The organism is Pectinatus cerevisiiphilus (assembly GCF_004341685.1).
Taxonomy (GTDB): domain Bacteria; phylum Bacillota; class Negativicutes; order Selenomonadales; family Selenomonadaceae; genus Pectinatus; species Pectinatus cerevisiiphilus.
Map to the genome: position 1 here is coordinate 89,470 of NZ_SMAA01000004.1, position 17,878 is coordinate 107,347.

The 17,878-nt window shown below is 40.6% G+C and carries 16 protein-coding genes (1 of these 16 cut by a window edge); all 16 read right to left on the reverse strand.

Annotated elements, in window-relative coordinates:
* Window positions 1-87: 87 nt before the first annotated feature.
* Complete coding sequence (gene kdsA, locus EDC37_RS03530) at window positions 88-912, reverse strand: 3-deoxy-8-phosphooctulonate synthase (protein WP_132547981.1); 825 nt, start codon at window positions 910-912, stop codon at window positions 88-90.
* A gap of 2 nt (window positions 913-914) precedes the next feature.
* The gene (kdsB, locus tag EDC37_RS03535; RefSeq protein ID WP_132547983.1) at window positions 915-1,652 is read right to left on the reverse strand and encodes a 3-deoxy-manno-octulosonate cytidylyltransferase; all 738 of its coding nucleotides are present in this window, start codon (window positions 1,650-1,652) and stop codon (window positions 915-917) included.
* 55 nt (window positions 1,653-1,707) lie between these two features.
* The gene (gene lpxK / locus EDC37_RS03540) at window positions 1,708-4,191 is read right to left on the reverse strand and encodes a tetraacyldisaccharide 4'-kinase (RefSeq protein WP_132547985.1); all 2,484 of its coding nucleotides are present in this window, start codon (window positions 4,189-4,191) and stop codon (window positions 1,708-1,710) included.
* A gap of 3 nt (window positions 4,192-4,194) precedes the next feature.
* The gene (locus EDC37_RS03545; protein ID WP_132547987.1) at window positions 4,195-5,937 is read right to left on the reverse strand and encodes an ABC transporter ATP-binding protein; all 1,743 of its coding nucleotides are present in this window, start codon (window positions 5,935-5,937) and stop codon (window positions 4,195-4,197) included.
* A 46-nt stretch (window positions 5,938-5,983) separates the two neighbouring features.
* Window positions 5,984-7,126 (reverse strand): lipid-A-disaccharide synthase, encoded by a 1,143-nt coding sequence (gene lpxB / locus EDC37_RS03550; RefSeq protein WP_132547989.1) that lies wholly within the window; start codon window positions 7,124-7,126, stop codon window positions 5,984-5,986.
* Between the two features lie 93 nt (window positions 7,127-7,219).
* Window positions 7,220-8,026 (reverse strand): LpxI family protein, encoded by an 807-nt coding sequence (locus EDC37_RS03555; RefSeq protein WP_132547991.1) that lies wholly within the window; start codon window positions 8,024-8,026, stop codon window positions 7,220-7,222.
* A 12-nt stretch (window positions 8,027-8,038) separates the two neighbouring features.
* The gene (gene lpxA, locus EDC37_RS03560) at window positions 8,039-8,854 is read right to left on the reverse strand and encodes an acyl-ACP--UDP-N-acetylglucosamine O-acyltransferase (protein ID WP_132547993.1); all 816 of its coding nucleotides are present in this window, start codon (window positions 8,852-8,854) and stop codon (window positions 8,039-8,041) included.
* A 153-nt stretch (window positions 8,855-9,007) separates the two neighbouring features.
* Window positions 9,008-9,451, reverse strand: coding sequence for a 3-hydroxyacyl-ACP dehydratase FabZ (gene fabZ, locus EDC37_RS03565; protein ID WP_132547995.1), 444 nt, complete (start codon window positions 9,449-9,451; stop codon window positions 9,008-9,010).
* A 17-nt stretch (window positions 9,452-9,468) separates the two neighbouring features.
* Window positions 9,469-10,302, reverse strand: a complete 834-nt coding sequence (lpxC, locus tag EDC37_RS03570; RefSeq protein ID WP_132547997.1) for a UDP-3-O-acyl-N-acetylglucosamine deacetylase — start codon at window positions 10,300-10,302, stop codon at window positions 9,469-9,471.
* A 92-nt stretch (window positions 10,303-10,394) separates the two neighbouring features.
* Window positions 10,395-11,024, reverse strand: a complete 630-nt coding sequence (locus EDC37_RS03575; protein WP_132547999.1) for a YjbH domain-containing protein — start codon at window positions 11,022-11,024, stop codon at window positions 10,395-10,397.
* 206 nt (window positions 11,025-11,230) lie between these two features.
* Window positions 11,231-12,244 carry a UDP-3-O-(3-hydroxymyristoyl)glucosamine N-acyltransferase gene (lpxD, locus tag EDC37_RS03580; RefSeq protein WP_132548001.1) on the reverse strand — a complete coding sequence of 338 codons (1,014 nt, stop codon included), beginning with the start codon at window positions 12,242-12,244 and terminating at the stop codon, window positions 11,231-11,233.
* Between the two features lie 14 nt (window positions 12,245-12,258).
* Window positions 12,259-12,744 (reverse strand): OmpH/Skp family outer membrane protein, encoded by a 486-nt coding sequence (locus EDC37_RS03585; RefSeq protein ID WP_132548003.1) that lies wholly within the window; start codon window positions 12,742-12,744, stop codon window positions 12,259-12,261.
* A gap of 23 nt (window positions 12,745-12,767) precedes the next feature.
* Window positions 12,768-13,727 (reverse strand): hypothetical protein, encoded by a 960-nt coding sequence (locus EDC37_RS03590; RefSeq protein ID WP_132548005.1) that lies wholly within the window; start codon window positions 13,725-13,727, stop codon window positions 12,768-12,770.
* Between the two features lie 155 nt (window positions 13,728-13,882).
* Window positions 13,883-14,356, reverse strand: a complete 474-nt coding sequence (locus EDC37_RS03595) for an OmpH/Skp family outer membrane protein (protein ID WP_132548007.1) — start codon at window positions 14,354-14,356, stop codon at window positions 13,883-13,885.
* Between the two features lie 90 nt (window positions 14,357-14,446).
* Window positions 14,447-15,727 (reverse strand): acylphosphatase, encoded by a 1,281-nt coding sequence (locus EDC37_RS03600; protein WP_132548009.1) that lies wholly within the window; start codon window positions 15,725-15,727, stop codon window positions 14,447-14,449.
* Between the two features lie 39 nt (window positions 15,728-15,766).
* A protein-coding gene (locus EDC37_RS03605; RefSeq protein WP_424449984.1) for a BamA/OMP85 family outer membrane protein crosses the window boundary here: on the reverse strand, window positions 15,767-17,878 show its 3' portion. 258 nt of this gene lie beyond the right edge of the window; the window shows 2,112 of its 2,370 coding nt (coding positions 259-2,370); its start codon lies beyond the right edge, outside the window; it ends in the stop codon at window positions 15,767-15,769.

The following is a 17,878-nucleotide window of genomic DNA, read 5'->3' on the forward strand; positions in this document are numbered from 1 at the left end:
CTGCCCGCCATCGATTAAATTTCATCTATATTGACAATCCCAATTTTGAGTTAAAAATTTTTACGCCAGTTAACTATTACCAATAATTCAAAAATGCTTTTTGGTAATCTCATGTATTGCCAGTGCATCTTCTAAAATACCAGCCAGATCATCAAGCCGTACCATATTAGGTCCGTCAGAAAGTGCTTCTTTCGGATTATCATGCACTTCCATAAACAAGCCGTCTACCCCTGCTCCTACGGCAGCACGTGTTAAATATTCTACATATTCACTATTTCCAGCCGAACATGTTCCACCAGCACCAGGCAGCTGCACGCTATGTGTAGCATCGAAAATCACTGGATAACCAAATGATCTCATTATAGGGAAAGCACGCATATCTACTACGAGATTATTATACCCGAAAGAAACGCCTCTTTCTGTAAGCATAATCCGTTCATTGCCAGCGCTTTTTATTTTGTCTATTACGTTTTTCATATCTCCAGGTGCCATAAACTGCCCCTTTTTTACATTGACAGTTTTTCCTGTTTTAGCTGCTGCATAAAGCAAGTCTGTTTGCCGGCAAAGGAACGCCGGTATCTGGATTACATCCAATACTTTCGCTGCTGGTCCCACCTGTTCTTCTGTATGTACATCACTGATAACAGGAACATTTAATTCTTCCTTTATTTTCTTCAAAATAGCTAATCCTTCTTTTAAACCGGGGCCACGAAATCCTTTATATGATGAACGATTTGCCTTATCAAAGGATGCTTTGAAAACATAAGGAATACCAAGCCTATCCGCTATTTCTTTTGTTCTTTTCCCAATATACAGGCTGCGCTCGTAACCTTCTAACACACATGGGCCTGCCAATAAAAGCAGCGGATTTCCCGGTCCTACTTCAAAATCTGCTATTTTAACATTATTCATAATTATTTTCTTCCCTCTTTTGTTCTGTAATATTCGTTTACCTTGATAAGATCTTCCGGTGTGTCTACACCAATAAACCGTTTATCTGAAGTTATTACTTTTATTTTATAGCCATTTTCAATAGCTCTAAGCTGCTCAAGTGATTCCGTTTTTTCCAACGGAGTAGGAGCCATCTGTGCATATTTAAGCAAAAACGCTCTTTTATAGGCATATATGCCTATGTGTTTATATACTGGTACTGCAGTATCGTTCCGTGGATATGGTATTAATGCCCTGGAAAAGTAAATTGCATAACCCTTCTGGTCTGTTACCACTTTAACGTTTCCCGGTTCATTCTTCTCTTCTTCAAGCATAGGCGTCATTACCGTAGCCATATCAAGATTTTCATTTGTAATAAACAAATTACCCAATCGGTCTATCAGTTCAGGGTCAATGAGCGGTTCATCCCCCTGTATGTTTATAATAACATCCGCATCCGGATAATGTGCCGCCGCTTCCGCCAGCCTGTCTGTGCCCGTCAAATGGTCCTGACGAGTCATAACAGCTTTTCCACCTGCTGCTTCCACCGCTTTAAAAATACGCACATCATCTACTGCTACAATGAAATCAGTTGGAACACTGGCTTTTATCGCCTGCTCATAGACACGCACTATAAGTGGTTTTCCTGCAACGTCGGCGAGTGGTTTTCCCGGCAGGCGTGTCGATGAAAAGCGTGCTGGTATTATACAAATTATTTTCATCTGTCCATTAACCTCCACGAATAAATCTATTTATACTGGGTAAAACACATACTTTTCATTTATTTTTCAAAGGTGGCAAATGTTCTCTGAGATATCGGTCAAACTCCTCTGCACCCTTTTTAAATTTTATTTCAATACTGATTATATAAATTGGGATTCTATCCTTCTGTTCAATAATCTGCCGCGGGAACTTAACCGCGTCCTTATCAGTTATGATGATAGCTTCTGCACCACGCGAGGCAGCCTGCCGCATCACAGCCGTTATCTCTGCCGCCGTATAATCATGATGGTCAGGGAAACGGATGCTCTCTACAATAATCGTGCCTATACTCTGCAAGGTCTGCTCAAGTGAAGCCGGATTACCGATAGCCGATACGGCTATTATCTTACAACCTGCCATTTCCGTTATTTTCTTGCCTGTACTGCCAATATTATCTGACCAATCACCAATTTCTACAAAACCTTTAGGGTTATGTATACTTTCAACTACCATAGCATGATTATTATTTTGAGCTAAGGTTTTTCTTATATATTCACAGGAATGTGGTGCCGCTTGGTCCACCTTTGTCAAGAGACAGACATCTGCACGGTTTAGATGCGTCAAGGATTCCCGTAAGGTTCCCCGCGGTAAAACATACCCGTTACCAAAAATATTTATTGAATCAACCAATAATATATCCAAATTTCTCTTTAACTGCCAATGTTGGTATCCATCATCCAAAATAGCTATTTCTATGCCAAAATGTTCAATGGCGTACCGTCCTGTAATAGCTCTGTCCGCACCAATAAGTACAGGTACATCTGGTAAATTCTTAGCGAGCAGGAAAGCTTCATCCCCCGCTTGCGCCGCTGTCATCAGCAACTTCTTCCCATCAGATACCACACCTACATCGCCATGCCATTTAGCTCTATAACCACGATTTAAAATAGCGACCTTATAGCCTAATGCCCTTATCTCTTTTGCCAAGCGCTGTGAAGTTGGTGTCTTTCCTGTTCCCCCGACAGTAATATTACCAATACTGATCACATAACAATCAATTTTTTTCTGTTTCAAAATATTACATTGATAAAGCCATAATTTTAAGTTTACCAGTTGTTCATAGATAAAAGAAAAGAACCGCAGGACAGCAATTAAAATACGTCCGGAAAAAGTTTTTTTCCTCTTACCATGCACTAATTCAAATAAATACGTCTGAAAATTTTCAATTGCTTCTGTTGAAGGAACTGCCAAGGTCTTATGGTTTTTCCCCAGTTCGTCCAACACATCCCGTAAAATAATTGCCGAACGACGCGATGCTCCCTGATTTTCATGAATTATCGCCAGACTTGTCGTTTCCATTCTATGACGAATTTCCGGATGGCGGAACAGCTCAAGCATTTCACTTGTCAGCATTTTACCATCTTCTGCTGTTATACAAGCATTACGGTTTTTAAAAAGCATGTACGTATCCTTGAAATTAAACATGTGCTTGCCGACAATTATTGCTTTACCATGGGCTGCCGGCTCAAGTATATTATGTCCGCCATGTGGTACAAGGCTACCACCGACAAAGATGACATCCCCGACACTATAGATCTTGCCTAACTCGCCTATTGTATCAAGAATAACAATATCATGTCCATATGCTGCTTTTTCTTTCAATTCAGTACGAAATGCTGTTTTAAAACCACTTTGTTCACAAATCGATTTTATATCATCTTTGCGTATAATTTTACGCGGTGCAATAATTAACTTTATTTTAGGAAACTCCGCCCTCAGTTTAGCGAATGCGTTCAATACATAAGCTTCTTCGCCTCTATGTGTGCTACCCGCAATCACTATTCCCTCTGCATCCGCCAAACACATTTCCTCAATAATCTCTTTTTTCTCCTCAGTTGATACATTGGTATAAGTTTGGTCGAATTTTGTGTTACCTGTCACTGCGACCAATTTAGGATCAGCACCAAGCTGTATTATATAGGATGCATCTATTTCTGACTGCATCGCAAATTTATTTACTGTCCCAATCATATCGCTGAGCAAACTGAACATATACTGATATCTCTTGACACTTTTATCGCTAATCCTGCCATTTACCATCATTACTGCCACATTATAACGCCGTGCTGCTTTGAGAAGATTTGGCCAAAGTTCCGTCTCCACTGGTAAGAAAATACGTGGTCGTATTTTCTTGACAGTATTTGCCGCTAAAAAGGGCAGATCAAGAGGGAAATATATTATACTATCAGCATCATCTATTATGCGGTTAGCCATAGTGTAACCTGAACAGGTAACTACCGATATCAGAATAGGCGTATCTGGAAATTCCTTGCGGAATTCTCTTATTAACGGACTTGTAGCAACAATTTCACCAACAGACGCCGCATGTACCCAAATACAGTCCTTCCCTGCTACCTTGTCAAGCGCATGTTTCGGCAAAAAGCCAAAACTTTGCTTCATGCGCTCGCCAAATCCTTTTTCCCTTATCAACCGGACAAGAAAATACGGCATCAGTATAATTATGAGCACTACAACTACAATGTCATATAGTATCTGCATCAATCACACCTGCCTAGATTTTTTATCATTAAACTGTATATTGTACAGATGGCTGTATAAGCCATTTTTTCCCAACAATTCGCGGTGCGTACCCGATTCGACCATTTTCCCATTTTCCATGACGATTATATTATCAGCCTGCAGAATAGTAGACAATCGATGGGCTATAACGAATGAAGTCCGCCCTACCATCAACTTATCCAAAGCCTCTTGGACAAGTTCTTCACTTTCCGTATCGAGGGCAGATGTTGCTTCATCAAGGATCAATATACGTGGATTCTTTAATATGGCACGGGCGATCGCAATACGCTGCCGTTGCCCGCCGGACAAAGTTACGCCCCGTTCACCTATTTGCGTTTCGTAGCCATTGCGCAATTCTAAAATAAAATTATGCGCATTAGCAGCCTTTGCCGCAGTTATAACTTCTTCATCAGTGGCATCGAGCCGGCCATAACGTATATTGTGCATTATTGTATCACTGAAAAGCATCGTTTCTTGTGGGACTATCCCAATTTGTTCACGCAATGAGCTGATTTTCACATCACGTACGTCCATGTCATCAATGCATACAGCGCCTTCTGTAACATCATAAAAGCGCGGGATTAGATTAACAATTGTGGTTTTACCCGCTCCACTTGGACCTACAATAGCAATCACTTGTCCTGGCGCTGCCTTTAGCGACAAATCAGTGATCACAGCGCGCCCTGGATTGTAAGAAAAACCTACATGCTTAAACTCTACCTTCCCCGTAATCTCAGGAAGTACTATTGCATTTTCCTTGTCCTTTATTTTCTCTTTTGTATCCAACACACTAAATACACGGTCAGCTGCTGCCATAGCCGCCTGTATACTACCAAAGACACGGCTGATACGCTTTACAGGATTTGATAAGTTGACGGCATATGTTAAAAAAGCCACCAAAGATCCGGCAGTCAAACTGCCATGTACTACCTGATAACCGCCGAACCAGAGGATCAAGGTGACGATGACGGCTGCTAAAAATTCCACCGTAGGAGTGAGCAGCGACATCAATTGTACACCCTTCATATTAGCTTTGAAGTTTAGGTAATTTTGCTTTTGGAAACGCTCTATCTCATAATCTTCACGCACAAAAGATTTTATGACACGCACTGCTGAAATCGTTTCTTGCAGAAGTGAAGTTATATCGGCTGTCCTTTCCTGCACTATTGCTCCATTATCCTTAAGCTTGCGGCCGAAAATCTTCATGGCTTTGCCGATGAGCGGGACTACTATTATCGTTACCAACGCAAGCTTCCAATCAAGATAAAACATCATGCAGACAGAACCAATAAAAATCGATAGCTCCGTAACCATATCAATCAAGCTGTTAACTAATGCTGCTTGCAAAGCAGCCACATCATTAGTTATATAACTCATTATCGTGCCAGTTTGCTGTTTTTCATAATAAGCAAGTTGAAATTCCTGAAACTTTTTATAAAGAACTTCCCTTATATCAATAATGACTCTTTCCGCAACATAGGACACAAGATATGTCTGCCCATAGTAAAATATCCCCCGGAAAAAGAAGACTACAATAATTCCTATTCCCAGCAGGTTAAGCGTCATCATATCTTTTTGCGCCAGCACCTTATCAATCAAATCCTTTATGATCCATGGGACATAAAGATTCGCCGCCGCTGCCATAATAATACAGACAACTGCCATCCCTAATCGCGGGACATAAGGTTTTATAAATAGTAAAAGCCGCTTATAATTATTATTCATTCGTTATTCTTTATTCCTATTCATTGGATTTTGTGCTAACTATCCTTTATGCCTGAGTAAACCGCCCATCCGCTGTTTTTATTATCAGTTCTGCCGTGCGGGCTGACACTCCTGGTTTACCAAGCTTATATCTTATACTCTCCAGCATTTCGTTGTTTTTTGCCCGGCCATTTTGTATAAGGGAATCTGCTGCCGCCACGATATTTTCTGGCGTGACTTTATTCTGCAACAATTCCGGGATTATTCCTTTTCCTGCCAAAATATTCGGCAGGCTGAAAAACTGCACACTAACAAACATTTTGGCAATATAGTATGTCACTCTTGACATACGGTATAAGACAACAGAAGGAAGTCCCATCAATGCAGCTTCTAAAACCACTGTTCCAGACGTGGCAAAAGCAATATCACAAATTTTCATCAAATCATAAAGTTTATCCTTATGAAAATTTATCTTTAAACCATACTTCAATGTCATCTTATGTAATTCTTGCACTTCGATATTTTGCGCTGCGACCATATGAAAGACGGCATTGCCATTTTTTGTGGCAAACAGTTGTGCAGCCTTAAGCATTACAGGCAATATACTCTTTATTTCCTGACGGCGGCTTCCCGGTAAAAGCAAAATGTTTTTTTTCGTGCCATCTATAGAAAAATATTTATATGCATTTTCCTTCTGCATGGAAGCTCTTACCGTTTCAACCAGCGGATTACCAACGAACTCAATATTTGCTCCAGCTTTTTCATACACTGCCATTTCAAAGGGAAAAATTGCCGCAATCATATCAGCCATTTTGGCCACTTTCTTAGCCCGTCCTTTGCGCCATGCCCACGCTGAGGGAGGTATATAAGAAAATACTGGGATTTTCAACTTATTGGCGATTGAAGCCAAGCGCCAATTAAAATCTGGATAATCAATAAGTACCAGCACATCCGGTTTTTCCCGTTCCATCAAAGCGCCTAACTTATTGCGAAGCTTAACCAGCCTACGCAAATTCAGCAAAACTTCATAAAATCCCATGACGCTGTACTGTGCCATATCCGCAGCCAATTCAACCCCAGCCTGCTGCATCATTGTCCCGCCAAAGCCAAACATCCTTATATCAGGTTCTATTTTTTTTAAAGCAAGTGCCAGATTAGCCCCATGCATATCGCCGGATACTTCACCAGCGGAAAACATTATTTTATGCATCCATATCTCCAACCAAACAGACTCATTAAAAAACGCAGCAAGCAGAAAAAGACGCGAGGATAATCCATTTTGAAAATCCACCGCGTCTATTTATCATAAGGCCACTACTGCTATCCCATTATTATTTGCCAATGACAAAACTTTTTCTTTATCCACTATAATAGTTTTGCCAGCCTCGACAGCCAATACCCCAGCGTGGACAGTGAGCATAGATTCGATCGTTTTTATTCCTACTGCCGGTACATCAAAGCGATTATCCTGCTGTGGTTTAGCAACCTTTACCACTACTGCTCCGCTTTGGGCAAGTGCCCCACCGCGCAAAATACAGGCATCAGTACCTTCTATAGCTTCCAATGCCATAACAGCCTGTTGCTTAACTACTACAGTCTGTCCGACATCAAGTTCCCCCAATTTTTTTGCCATAGAAAAACCGAACCGAATATCAGCAATTTCAGTTTCCGTCGGTTTTCTCTTAGACAATACTCCTGCATCCGGCATCAATATTTTTAATAATGCCGTCTGCTCCACTGTTTCTATTCCCTCTGCGGCAAGTTCCTTCACAAACGCCAGCATCAGGGTATCATCGCTGCGGTCTTTTAGTGACGACAGCACTTTTATCATTCTGCTGTCCATTTGTTCATGCTGCCCATTAAATAATAATTCTTTCGTCACTTTTCCGAGCATTGTTACCTTATTTATATGATTATCTTTAAAAAATTTTATAATTTCATTTAACTTTGCTACATTTATTCTTACAAAGCATTCCGCTGTAGTTGCCAATTCTTCATCGACAGATGCTAATAACCCTACAGCAAAAACTTTTAATCCTATGCTCCTGGCTGCTGCCGCGAATTCTACGGGCAATCTGCCCGCCCCGGCTAATAACCCTACAGCTTCCATACAAATCCCCTTTTATTCCACATTTTCTTTACGCGTACGGCATATGCCACGTTCTGCATTGCGTAAAAAGCGCAGAAAATGTTCTATTTCTTCGCATGATTCAACATCCTGCTCTATCACTTCTATAGCTTGTGACAGACTAAGCCCTGAACGGTATAATATTTTATATGCTTTCTTGATATTACGTCTGGCGTCAATGGATATGCCGGCTCTGGAAATTCCTACATTGTTCAAGCCGCTTACCTTAGCAGGATGTCCATCAACGATGGTATAAGGAACAACATCCTGTACCAGCTTCGAGGCGCCCCCTATCATAGCATTACGACCAATGCGTACAAATTGGTGGACACCGGTTATTCCGCCGATTACCACCCGGTCTTCAACCACTACATGTCCAGCAATCATAGCGGAATTAGACATTATTACATGATTGCCAACGACACAATTATGGGCAACATGGGTATAGGCCATCAGCAAGCAGTCATCACCGATGCGAGTCTCAGTTTCCGCTCCGCAGCCGCGGTGAACAGTTGCGCATTCCCTGACAACAGTACGGTCACCTATAAAGACATAAGATTTTTCGCCTTTAAACTTCAGATCCTGTGGTTCTGTTCCAATAACGGCTCCTGGATAAATAACACAATTCTCGCCAATTCCGGTCCAACCTGTTACCATCGCATGTGGCATTATTTTCGTGCCATCTCCGATTTCAACATTTTCATCAATTACTGCATATGGCCCTATTTGAACATTTTTACCGATTTTCGCATGGGGATGTATAACAGCGGTTGGATGTATATATGCAATTACTTTATTTTCTGCATTCATAATCCTACTCCTCACTGACGCCAAAACCTGCCTGTCGTCTTTTATATGGATAAAATCCACATGAGGAAAAATATTCCACCCTTCATATTTCCTCGAAAATGATCATTTTCAGGAAATTTTCATCTATTTTTAGCTTTTCCCTGCTCAAGTTAACTATTTATCAGCATCATTTACCGTTTTTAAAGCAAATGTAAAATCCCCCTGTGCTACAAGTTTATCATCAACAAAGGCCTCTGTATGAAGTTTGCCAAAATCACCGCGTACTTTTATAAGCTCTGCCTTCATCACCAATTGGTCACCAGGAACCACCGGCACCTTAAATTTAACATTTTCCATGCCGCCAAAAAAAGCAAGCTTACCACGGTTTTTTTCAGGATACAGCATAGCAAAGCCGCCTACCTGTGCCATTGCTTCCAGGATCAAGACGCCAGGCATAATCGGATGTCCAGGGAAATGGCCGCGGAACTGAGATTCTCCCATCGTTATATTCTTTATGCCAATAGCACTTTTAAAAGGAACGACTTCCAATATGCGATCAATAAGTAAAAAAGGCGGCCGATGCGGCAGTACCTTCTGAATTTCATTTATATCAATCATTTTTTTTCCTCCACTTGTCAAAGTTGCTGACTATGTCTCCTAATCATTTTTGCCAAGCCTGTATTAAGCTGATGGCCTGATTTAACGGCAATAAAATGCCCCTTTACGATTCCTCCGCTCAATCTGAGATCGCCAATTATGTCCAATACTTTATGACGAACTAATTCATCGGGAAAACGCAATGGATTCAGCCAGCCGCTATCATTGTAAACAATCACATTTTCCAGCGTACCACCCAGCCCAAGTCCCATTTTACGCAGCTGCTCTATCTCTTTTTCGTAGGCAATAGTGCGCGCTGGTGCAATCTCCTTTGCATAAACCGATTCATTAAGCATAAAATCCGCATATTGTATCCCTATCAAAGGGTGCTCATTTAAAGATGTAAAGCTTATCCTAAAACCGTCATAAGGCAATGCCACAACAAAACGTTCGCCGTCATCTATACGATATATTTTATCTATTATTATTTCTTTGCGCAATTTCTGCTGTCGTTTGCGGCCTGCTTTTTGTAAGGCAGCAAAAAAATAAGCAGCGCAGCCGTCTTTGACCGGAGGCTCCTCTCCATCTATTTTTACATAGCAATTATCAATAGAATAAATATGCAAAGCTGACAACAAATGCTCAATAGTAAAAATACGCACATCACCGCTGCTAATAGTCGTCGCGCGAAGAGTCGTCGTAACATTCTCTGCCACAGCACGGATCTCTGGTGCTCCGGGGAGATCAGTCCGTATAAAAACAATACCAGTATCTTCAGGGGCTGGTAAAATTTCCATACTGACATTTTTCCCAGAATGAAGGCCTATCCCTTCACACAAGATTTTCCGGTCCAAAGTTGTTTGATAACACATTAAAAATCCTCCTGCCTGATATTATTATATTTTACAAGACAATTCTCCTTCCTGCAAGTCCTTTTGCTATATGCCAGATATGTTTCCTGTTTTTATGGCATAGTATAGGTAATACCCCAAAAAGGTTCTCTGTCACGCCACCCTGCCGTTATCTGTAAACCTTTGGCTGTTGCCATACGCAAACCATACGATGTCTTTTTATCAATACGTTCTATCATTAATGACATATCGGGAAAGGAACCGCCCTTTGATAATGGAATCAATTTTGTTTCTAATCCCACAAAACCATTTTTGTAATACTGCGTCCCCACTCCTGCCGTCAGCCTAAGGCCAAAAGGCATTGCCTTACTCGCTGAGATATACACTGAACGTTTATCATTGTTCATCAAATCATACACACCCACAGCTACCCCGGGACTAATAATACTTTCCTGTTTAAGATTTATTTTAGTACTCAACGTTTTCAATGTACGATCTTCATTTTCATCGCGCAATGAGCCGCTCATTTCGATACTTCTCGTCAAAGGCACTGCAAAAACTTCATAATTTTTTCTATCCATACTATAATAGCCGAGCTCTAACTGGTCAGTCCTTATGACATCAGCCGTGGGAATATCGATGAGACCTGTTGAACCATATGTTGTAGGCGCCGCTTCTGCATGTATCCCGTGCAACAGGATTGCTGTTAAAATCAACGTTAGCATACATATTTTCCGCGTCATTATAACGTCCTTTCAGATTACAATACCATCATCTCTTATACTGTATATAATAATACACTTAAACTAAAAAAAACGGCACTCGCCGTTTTTTTTAGAAATCATTATTTAACACTATTCCCGTTAAATTTTTCTCTTACTAAGACTGCGTCACTTTTAATAAGCTTTTATAAAACACTTTTAAAAAACACGATGTACTATAAAGACAATCATTTTTCCGTGTTTTCCAAACGCTGCCGTTTCCTTATTTTTTTTAATATTTGGGGAAGATGCACTGAAGCTGCTATAATCCTTAACCACTCCTGATGTGGTCTTGCTGGAAAACCTGCATAAAACACACCTTCCGGTGTGTTGTTTATAACTCCCGACCGTGCCGCAAACACCGAGCCAGCACCAATATTTATATGGCCGACTACACCTGTTTGCCCACCAAAAGTTACATTATTACCGACCTTAGTGGACCCTGATATACCTGTCTGCGCCACGACCAAAACATTTTCGCCAATATCACAGCTATGACCGATATGTACAAGATTATCAATCTTTGTTCCTCGCCGAATGTAAGTAGATCCCATAGCAGCACGATCAATTCCTGTATGTGCCCCTATTTCAACATTATCTTCTATAACTACATTACCAATCTGAGGAACCTTTATATGCTTTCCGTTCTTCGTAACAAAACCAAAACCATCCGAGCCAATTACTGCTGAGCTATGGACGATCACATTTTTACCCACTTCACAAAATTCCCGCACTGTCACGCTAGAATAAAGCAGAGTACCACTGCCAATCTTTACGTGCTGTCCGATATAAACATGTGGATATAATATAACATCATCACCGATAACAGCATTATCATCTATTACTGCAAAGGGCATTATGGCAACATTCTTGCCAATTGTGACATTAGCACCAATTGACGCCTTATCACTTATGCCGCGCTTTATCTGCAACGGGGGAGTGAAAAGTTTTATGAGTTTTATAAATACTTCCCGCGGATTATCGACAAAAACAGCCGGTAAAGGAAATTCATTAACTGTGCTAGGCAGTATTATTGCTGATGCCTTACATTTTTCTGCTTCACTGATATGCCCATCCACAGCAAATGTAATATCACCATCCACAGCAGTATCAATACTGTTTACTCCGTTAATAACAATTGTTGGATCGCCTGCCAGCCGTCCTTCTACAATTTTTGCCAACTCACCTAATGTCTTTTCCATAGACAATTATCCCCTTACTGTAACTTCTGTATAACCTCATCTGTTATATCGATTCCCCCTTGCACCACAACGCCATCAATATTTGCTGCGTTGTCATCCGGTGCTGTTGGGTCAATACCCACTGAAGATTTAACTGTCACAGCGGATAGATCTTTTTCCTTGGAAATTTGTTCCATTACTTTATCTACTATTGCCTTTCTTTGGGCATTGTATTTTTGCTGTACACCAGAAGCTTTACGCTGAAGATCCTGCGCTGCTTTTGTGTAATCGTCCTTAGACATACTATCCTGTTTTTTGGCTAAATCTTCCATTTGGTCATTATAGGGTTTATATTCTTTTTCAAAAGCATCGTTCAATGTTTTTAGCTGTGGACTTTCCGTTGCTACCCGATCTATATCAATATAACCTATTTTGGCTTTATTGGAACATCCCGTCAATAGGACACTCATTGCTATAACCAATAGAGATGATATCAAGATGTATCTCATTTTATGACTCAAAATCTTATTCCTCCCTGCCGGTTTCAGTCGGCATCTTGCATTTGTTTTATGACATCGCTTGTAATATCACGCACGGATGCTGTCGTGACCACATGGTTATCAAAAAGGCTGTCCCATTCATCATCTGTGGAAAATATTTCATTTAGTTCATCTTCTGGATCAGCATAAATGACATCTAAATGATACATGACCGCAAACATTGACGCTTTTGAAGCGATATCATTAATCATGCTTTCCCGCAATGCCTTTATTTCGCTATTTTTATCATCAAGTTTTTTCCAAAGGGCAATATACGATTTTTTACGTTCAGCAATTTCATCCGTTTGCTCTTTTATCATGGCATCTCTTTTATCTTTGAAAGCTGTTTGCTGAGCATCAACACCTGCTAAATTATCTGCATTTTTTTGCGCCAGAACACCCTGGAAATATTTCACACGTTCTGCATAATACTTATGCAACTCCGCTTGTACATAATTTTCATATTTTCCAACGACAGCATTTACTTTAGCAGCACGCTCATTTTTCAACTGGGCCATCTCCCCTTGAAGATTATTCACTTCATCAGGAGTGAGCCGCAAACTTTCTGCATTATCCAATTTTAAAGAACAGTTGACGATCGCATTTTCATATTTATCATTTTCTTTTTTTATGTCTGCCTTCATGCTATCCGCAATTTGTGCACGCAGATCTTTTTCCTTAGCAATCATCTCATCTTGCAGATTACTGTTCATAATCTGTATACCCATATCATTTTTTTGCTGAGCAAAATCAACAAACGCATTTTCCATGTCATCCGTTAACTTTGCCGCTGAAGGGTCTGCTGGTAAAGCTCTCATTTCTGCAGCAATGCTTTCTCTTTCACTATAAAGCTTTAATAAATCATTATAGCGCGGATGCGTTTTGAGCACCTCATTGAGTTTTATGACACCGGCACTGTAAGTGGGGGAAGTCTTTACAGCCGGTTTATGAAAATACTTTAGCAAAAAAAAGGCTGCTAATAAAACAATGGCAATCGCTATTATCCCGACAACAGCATTTTTTCTATTTTTTAACTGATATTTAGCCGTGACCGCCTCCCCCTTCCGCAATAATGCTGAAATGAATATTTGGGCACAGCAAATAAATTTCTATGCCTCAATTACTGCTGCTTTTTCATTTTACTCATTACATCCTGCGTTATATCTTGTCCTCCATAAATTACACTGTTTTTATCAAGTACGACAGCCAGCCCTTTTGCATCTGCGACAGATTGGACATTGGCTTTTACTGTTTCCATAATAGGATCAAGCAGTTCTTTTTGCTTTTCCATCATACTTGTTCTTACTTTATTAGCATAATCGCTCTTTTCTTGGTCGCTCATGCTGGCAGCCTTGGCATTAAAATCATCTTCTGCCTTTTTCTGTTCATCCTGCATTTGTTGGCGTACCTGTGCCAACTGCGGTGAACTGGAAACAAGCTGGCGATAATCAACCACTCCTACATTAGATGAAGATGCAGCCCAAGCCGTCCCCGTATCGTACTGTGACACACCAATTGCCACGATACTCAACACGAACACAGCCGCGATGATAAAGCTTATAATTTTTATCTGTTTCTTCTCAAAATTGATCATCAACTATTCTCCCTTTGTTCAAGCGTATTATATATGTCCGTAAGGACAGACTCATTATAGCAAACAAAACTTTTTTATTCAAGCAACGCATTAGAAATGCCCTATCAAGCGCAGCCACCTATCTTTCTCATGGTCAGCTTGCTGCCATACATATTCCAGACTTACAAAATCATGTAAATTATATCTAATAGCACCTTCCCAGCTATCTTTTGCGGGTGCATACTCAAACCGTGCCAGCCATTTTTTATTAAATACACGTTGTGCATCAATACTCCAATATTGGTCTTCAAAAAAGTAGCGTCCGCCAAGGCGCCATTTTTTATCAAAGTGATAGTAATATCCTGCTGCCCAATCAACTTCGGTTTCTTGTGGTTTAAAAAATATTTGCGTAAAAAATTCATTTTTAGGTGTCAAAAACCTCCCCAGGTGAACTCTATACGTTATATTTTCATCTTCACTATTATGGCGGCCAAAATCTGCCCATCCTTCAATACCAATATTATATTTAGCTGTATTTGAGTGACTGGTTATTGTCGTCTGCTCACCTGTCTTTATGTCCACATCTGTGTGCATGCCAAGCAATGAAAAGGATGACCGCTTATCTAATGCCTCTGCAAATTTCTGTGCGAAATACTCCTTATGCCTATCAACAAAAGCTACTGGAACACCTAAAAGTATATTTATCTGATTTTGGAAAAATACCCGTTCCTGTAACAGATAAATATTGGGCACAGTATCCGACCTCATCATCAAATCAATATTGCGGATAACCGGCATACGCGGGTAAATAGTCACCACTACTTTTGCCGTTGCACCTGGCTGCATCTCAAAATCAGCCCTGAATTCTGGTAAATTTTTCTCCATAAAATCATCTAAGCTGTGTTTGAGGACACCATTACTCCAATCGACAGCATCCACCGGCAGCCCGCACAAATTTTCCGCGAACAAATCATGCATGCCTTTTATATCGGCCATAGCCAGCGCAGCTATTTCCGGTGACACCCCGTCTGTTTTTATTTGCACATCAACAGCCGTTATAGTGTCATCCCATGGTAGCAAATTAACCGTTACATTGACCTGTTCATCACTAGTCGCTATAGTAACTCCATCCACTGTATAACCTATGAGGATTTTGTCAAAAACTTCTTTTATTACTGTCTCGTATTGCGCTTTTCCCGCATTGATTTCATCGGGACTTTTCCCATCCATAAGTTGTTCGGCAATCACAGTAACGCTTGCCTGCATCCTGTTTTTTATCATTACCGGCAAAGGACCTGCCGAAACTACATCTACCGCAATATTGCTATCATCCGTTACTGCAGCGTTGACATTATGGAAGCTGAACAAAAATACGCATACTGGCAAAAGCAAAAATATCTTCCTAAAATTCATAAGCTTGCCTTTAAACTTTTAAAAAGTTCCGCCCACAGAGAAATTCGTCCGTCCACCATCTTCACCTATACCATAGTCAAGGCGAAGCGGTCCAACAGGAGTTTCGATTTGAATGCCGATACCATAACTATGATGGAGACTAAAAGAATCTTCAACGGACTGCCATGCCCAATCCTTGCCGCTCCATGCATCGCCCATGTCAAAGAAAAGTGCGCCTTGCACCTTATTGACCACTGGGAACCTATATTCAATAGAACTCGTAACCATACTGTTCCCCTTAAACTGGTTATCTTTATAACCACGCAGGGACCCTTGTCCACCTATTTGGAACTGGCCGGCTTCTGGTAAATCATTGTCAGAATAACCTGCGTCCAAACGCAGTGCTAAAACATGTGAATGGCCTAAATCATAGAACCGCTGGCCGCTAAACGTATATTTATTGTAATTAAAGTCGCCGCCCAGCCCAGCAAATTCCGCAGCCACACTATAACTGCTGCCTTGCTTAGGATTATAAACATTATCCCTTGTATCAAGGGCATGTGTGAAGGTTATACTACGTGTCGTGCCAAAATTACTGTTGAGCCATTCAGTTTCATTACTACGGTCATAGTCCCCTTCTTCATGTCCATCATATTCATCTTTTCTATTTTTTAACGTTATATAATTTGTTGTATATTCATTTGCCGGACGACCAAAGGTAATTTCACCGCCCTCATATTTACGCTTATAGCCTTCGATTTCATGTCCGTCTGTATTGTAATCATAATATTCATATGTACGATTGTACAAATTTAATGACATTGAAGTTTCTTTGGAATCAAGCCATGGGTGCCGATAACTAAAAGTAATACCATGGTCATCATCATCGTTGCCGCCAAATTCGTAAGTTAATTTAGTCGCGTCCCCAGTTCCACGGAAATTGCTATCGCTCAAGCTAATCATACCAATTACACCATCGCTGTTACTATAGCCTGCACCAATACCAAATGACCCTGTCCGCTTTTCTACTACTGTAGTTTCAATAATTACGCCATTAGGGGTTTGTCCTGGTAAAAGTTTCATATTTACATCTTCGAAAAAGCCCAAATTATAAATACGCTGCATACTGCGTTTGGCAAGCTTTGCATTAAAAGTATCGCCCGGTTTCATGCGCATTTCCCTGGTTATAACCTTTTCTTTAGTCTTATCATTCCCTTTTACCGAATAACCTTCAAGTATCCCTTCATTAAATTTAAGCGTTAATACTCCATTTTCATCTATAGCCATATCATCAACTTTAGCGAGAATATAACCTTCTTTTCTATATTCCGCTTCAATATTATTTATATCATTGCTCAAAGTCTTACTGTTTAAAATTTCGCCTTCTTTTACAGTCAGCATTGATCTTATTTTTTCAGTAGAGAGCTCTTTGTTGCCAGATATATTTACTTTACTGAGTACAGGATTTTCCATAACATGGTATGTTACTTTTACCCCTTCTGGTACCACTTCAAAGGTAGGATAATTATCATAAAATAAACCTGTATCATAGATAGCTTGCCGATCGGCTTCTACCGCACTGCTCTTAAAGCTATCTCCCGCCTTCAATTTTATTACATCACTTACAGTTGTTGGGGGCAAAGTTTCAATACCTGTAACATCCACACTTACTACAGTCTTATCATCATACTGCGTTTCTGTTTTTGATAAAGTATCTTCAGCCGGACGCTGTTGACGCCAAATATCAATTGGTTTGGGTTTATCATTAGCCGGTTGTGCTGGCGTTTCACCAGCAGTAGCAGTTTGTTGTGCATCTGCGGGCTTTTGTGCATCTGTAGCTTGCTGTGTATTTGCAGTCTGTTGTGTGTCTGCAGGTTGTTGCATGTCTACAGGTTGTTGCGTATCTACAGGTTGTTGCGTATCTGCAGGTTGTTGCGTATCTGCAGGTTGTTGCGTTTCTGCAGGCTGTTGCGTTTCTGCAGGTTGTTGTGTTTCTGCAGGTTGCTGCGTATCTGCAGGTTGTTGTGTATCTGCAGGTTGCTGCGTTTCTGCAGGTTGTTGTGTTTCTGCAGGTTGCTGCGTATCTGCAGGTTGTTGTGTATCTGCAGGTTGCTGCGTTTCTGCAGGTTGTTGTGTTTCTGCAGGTTGTGG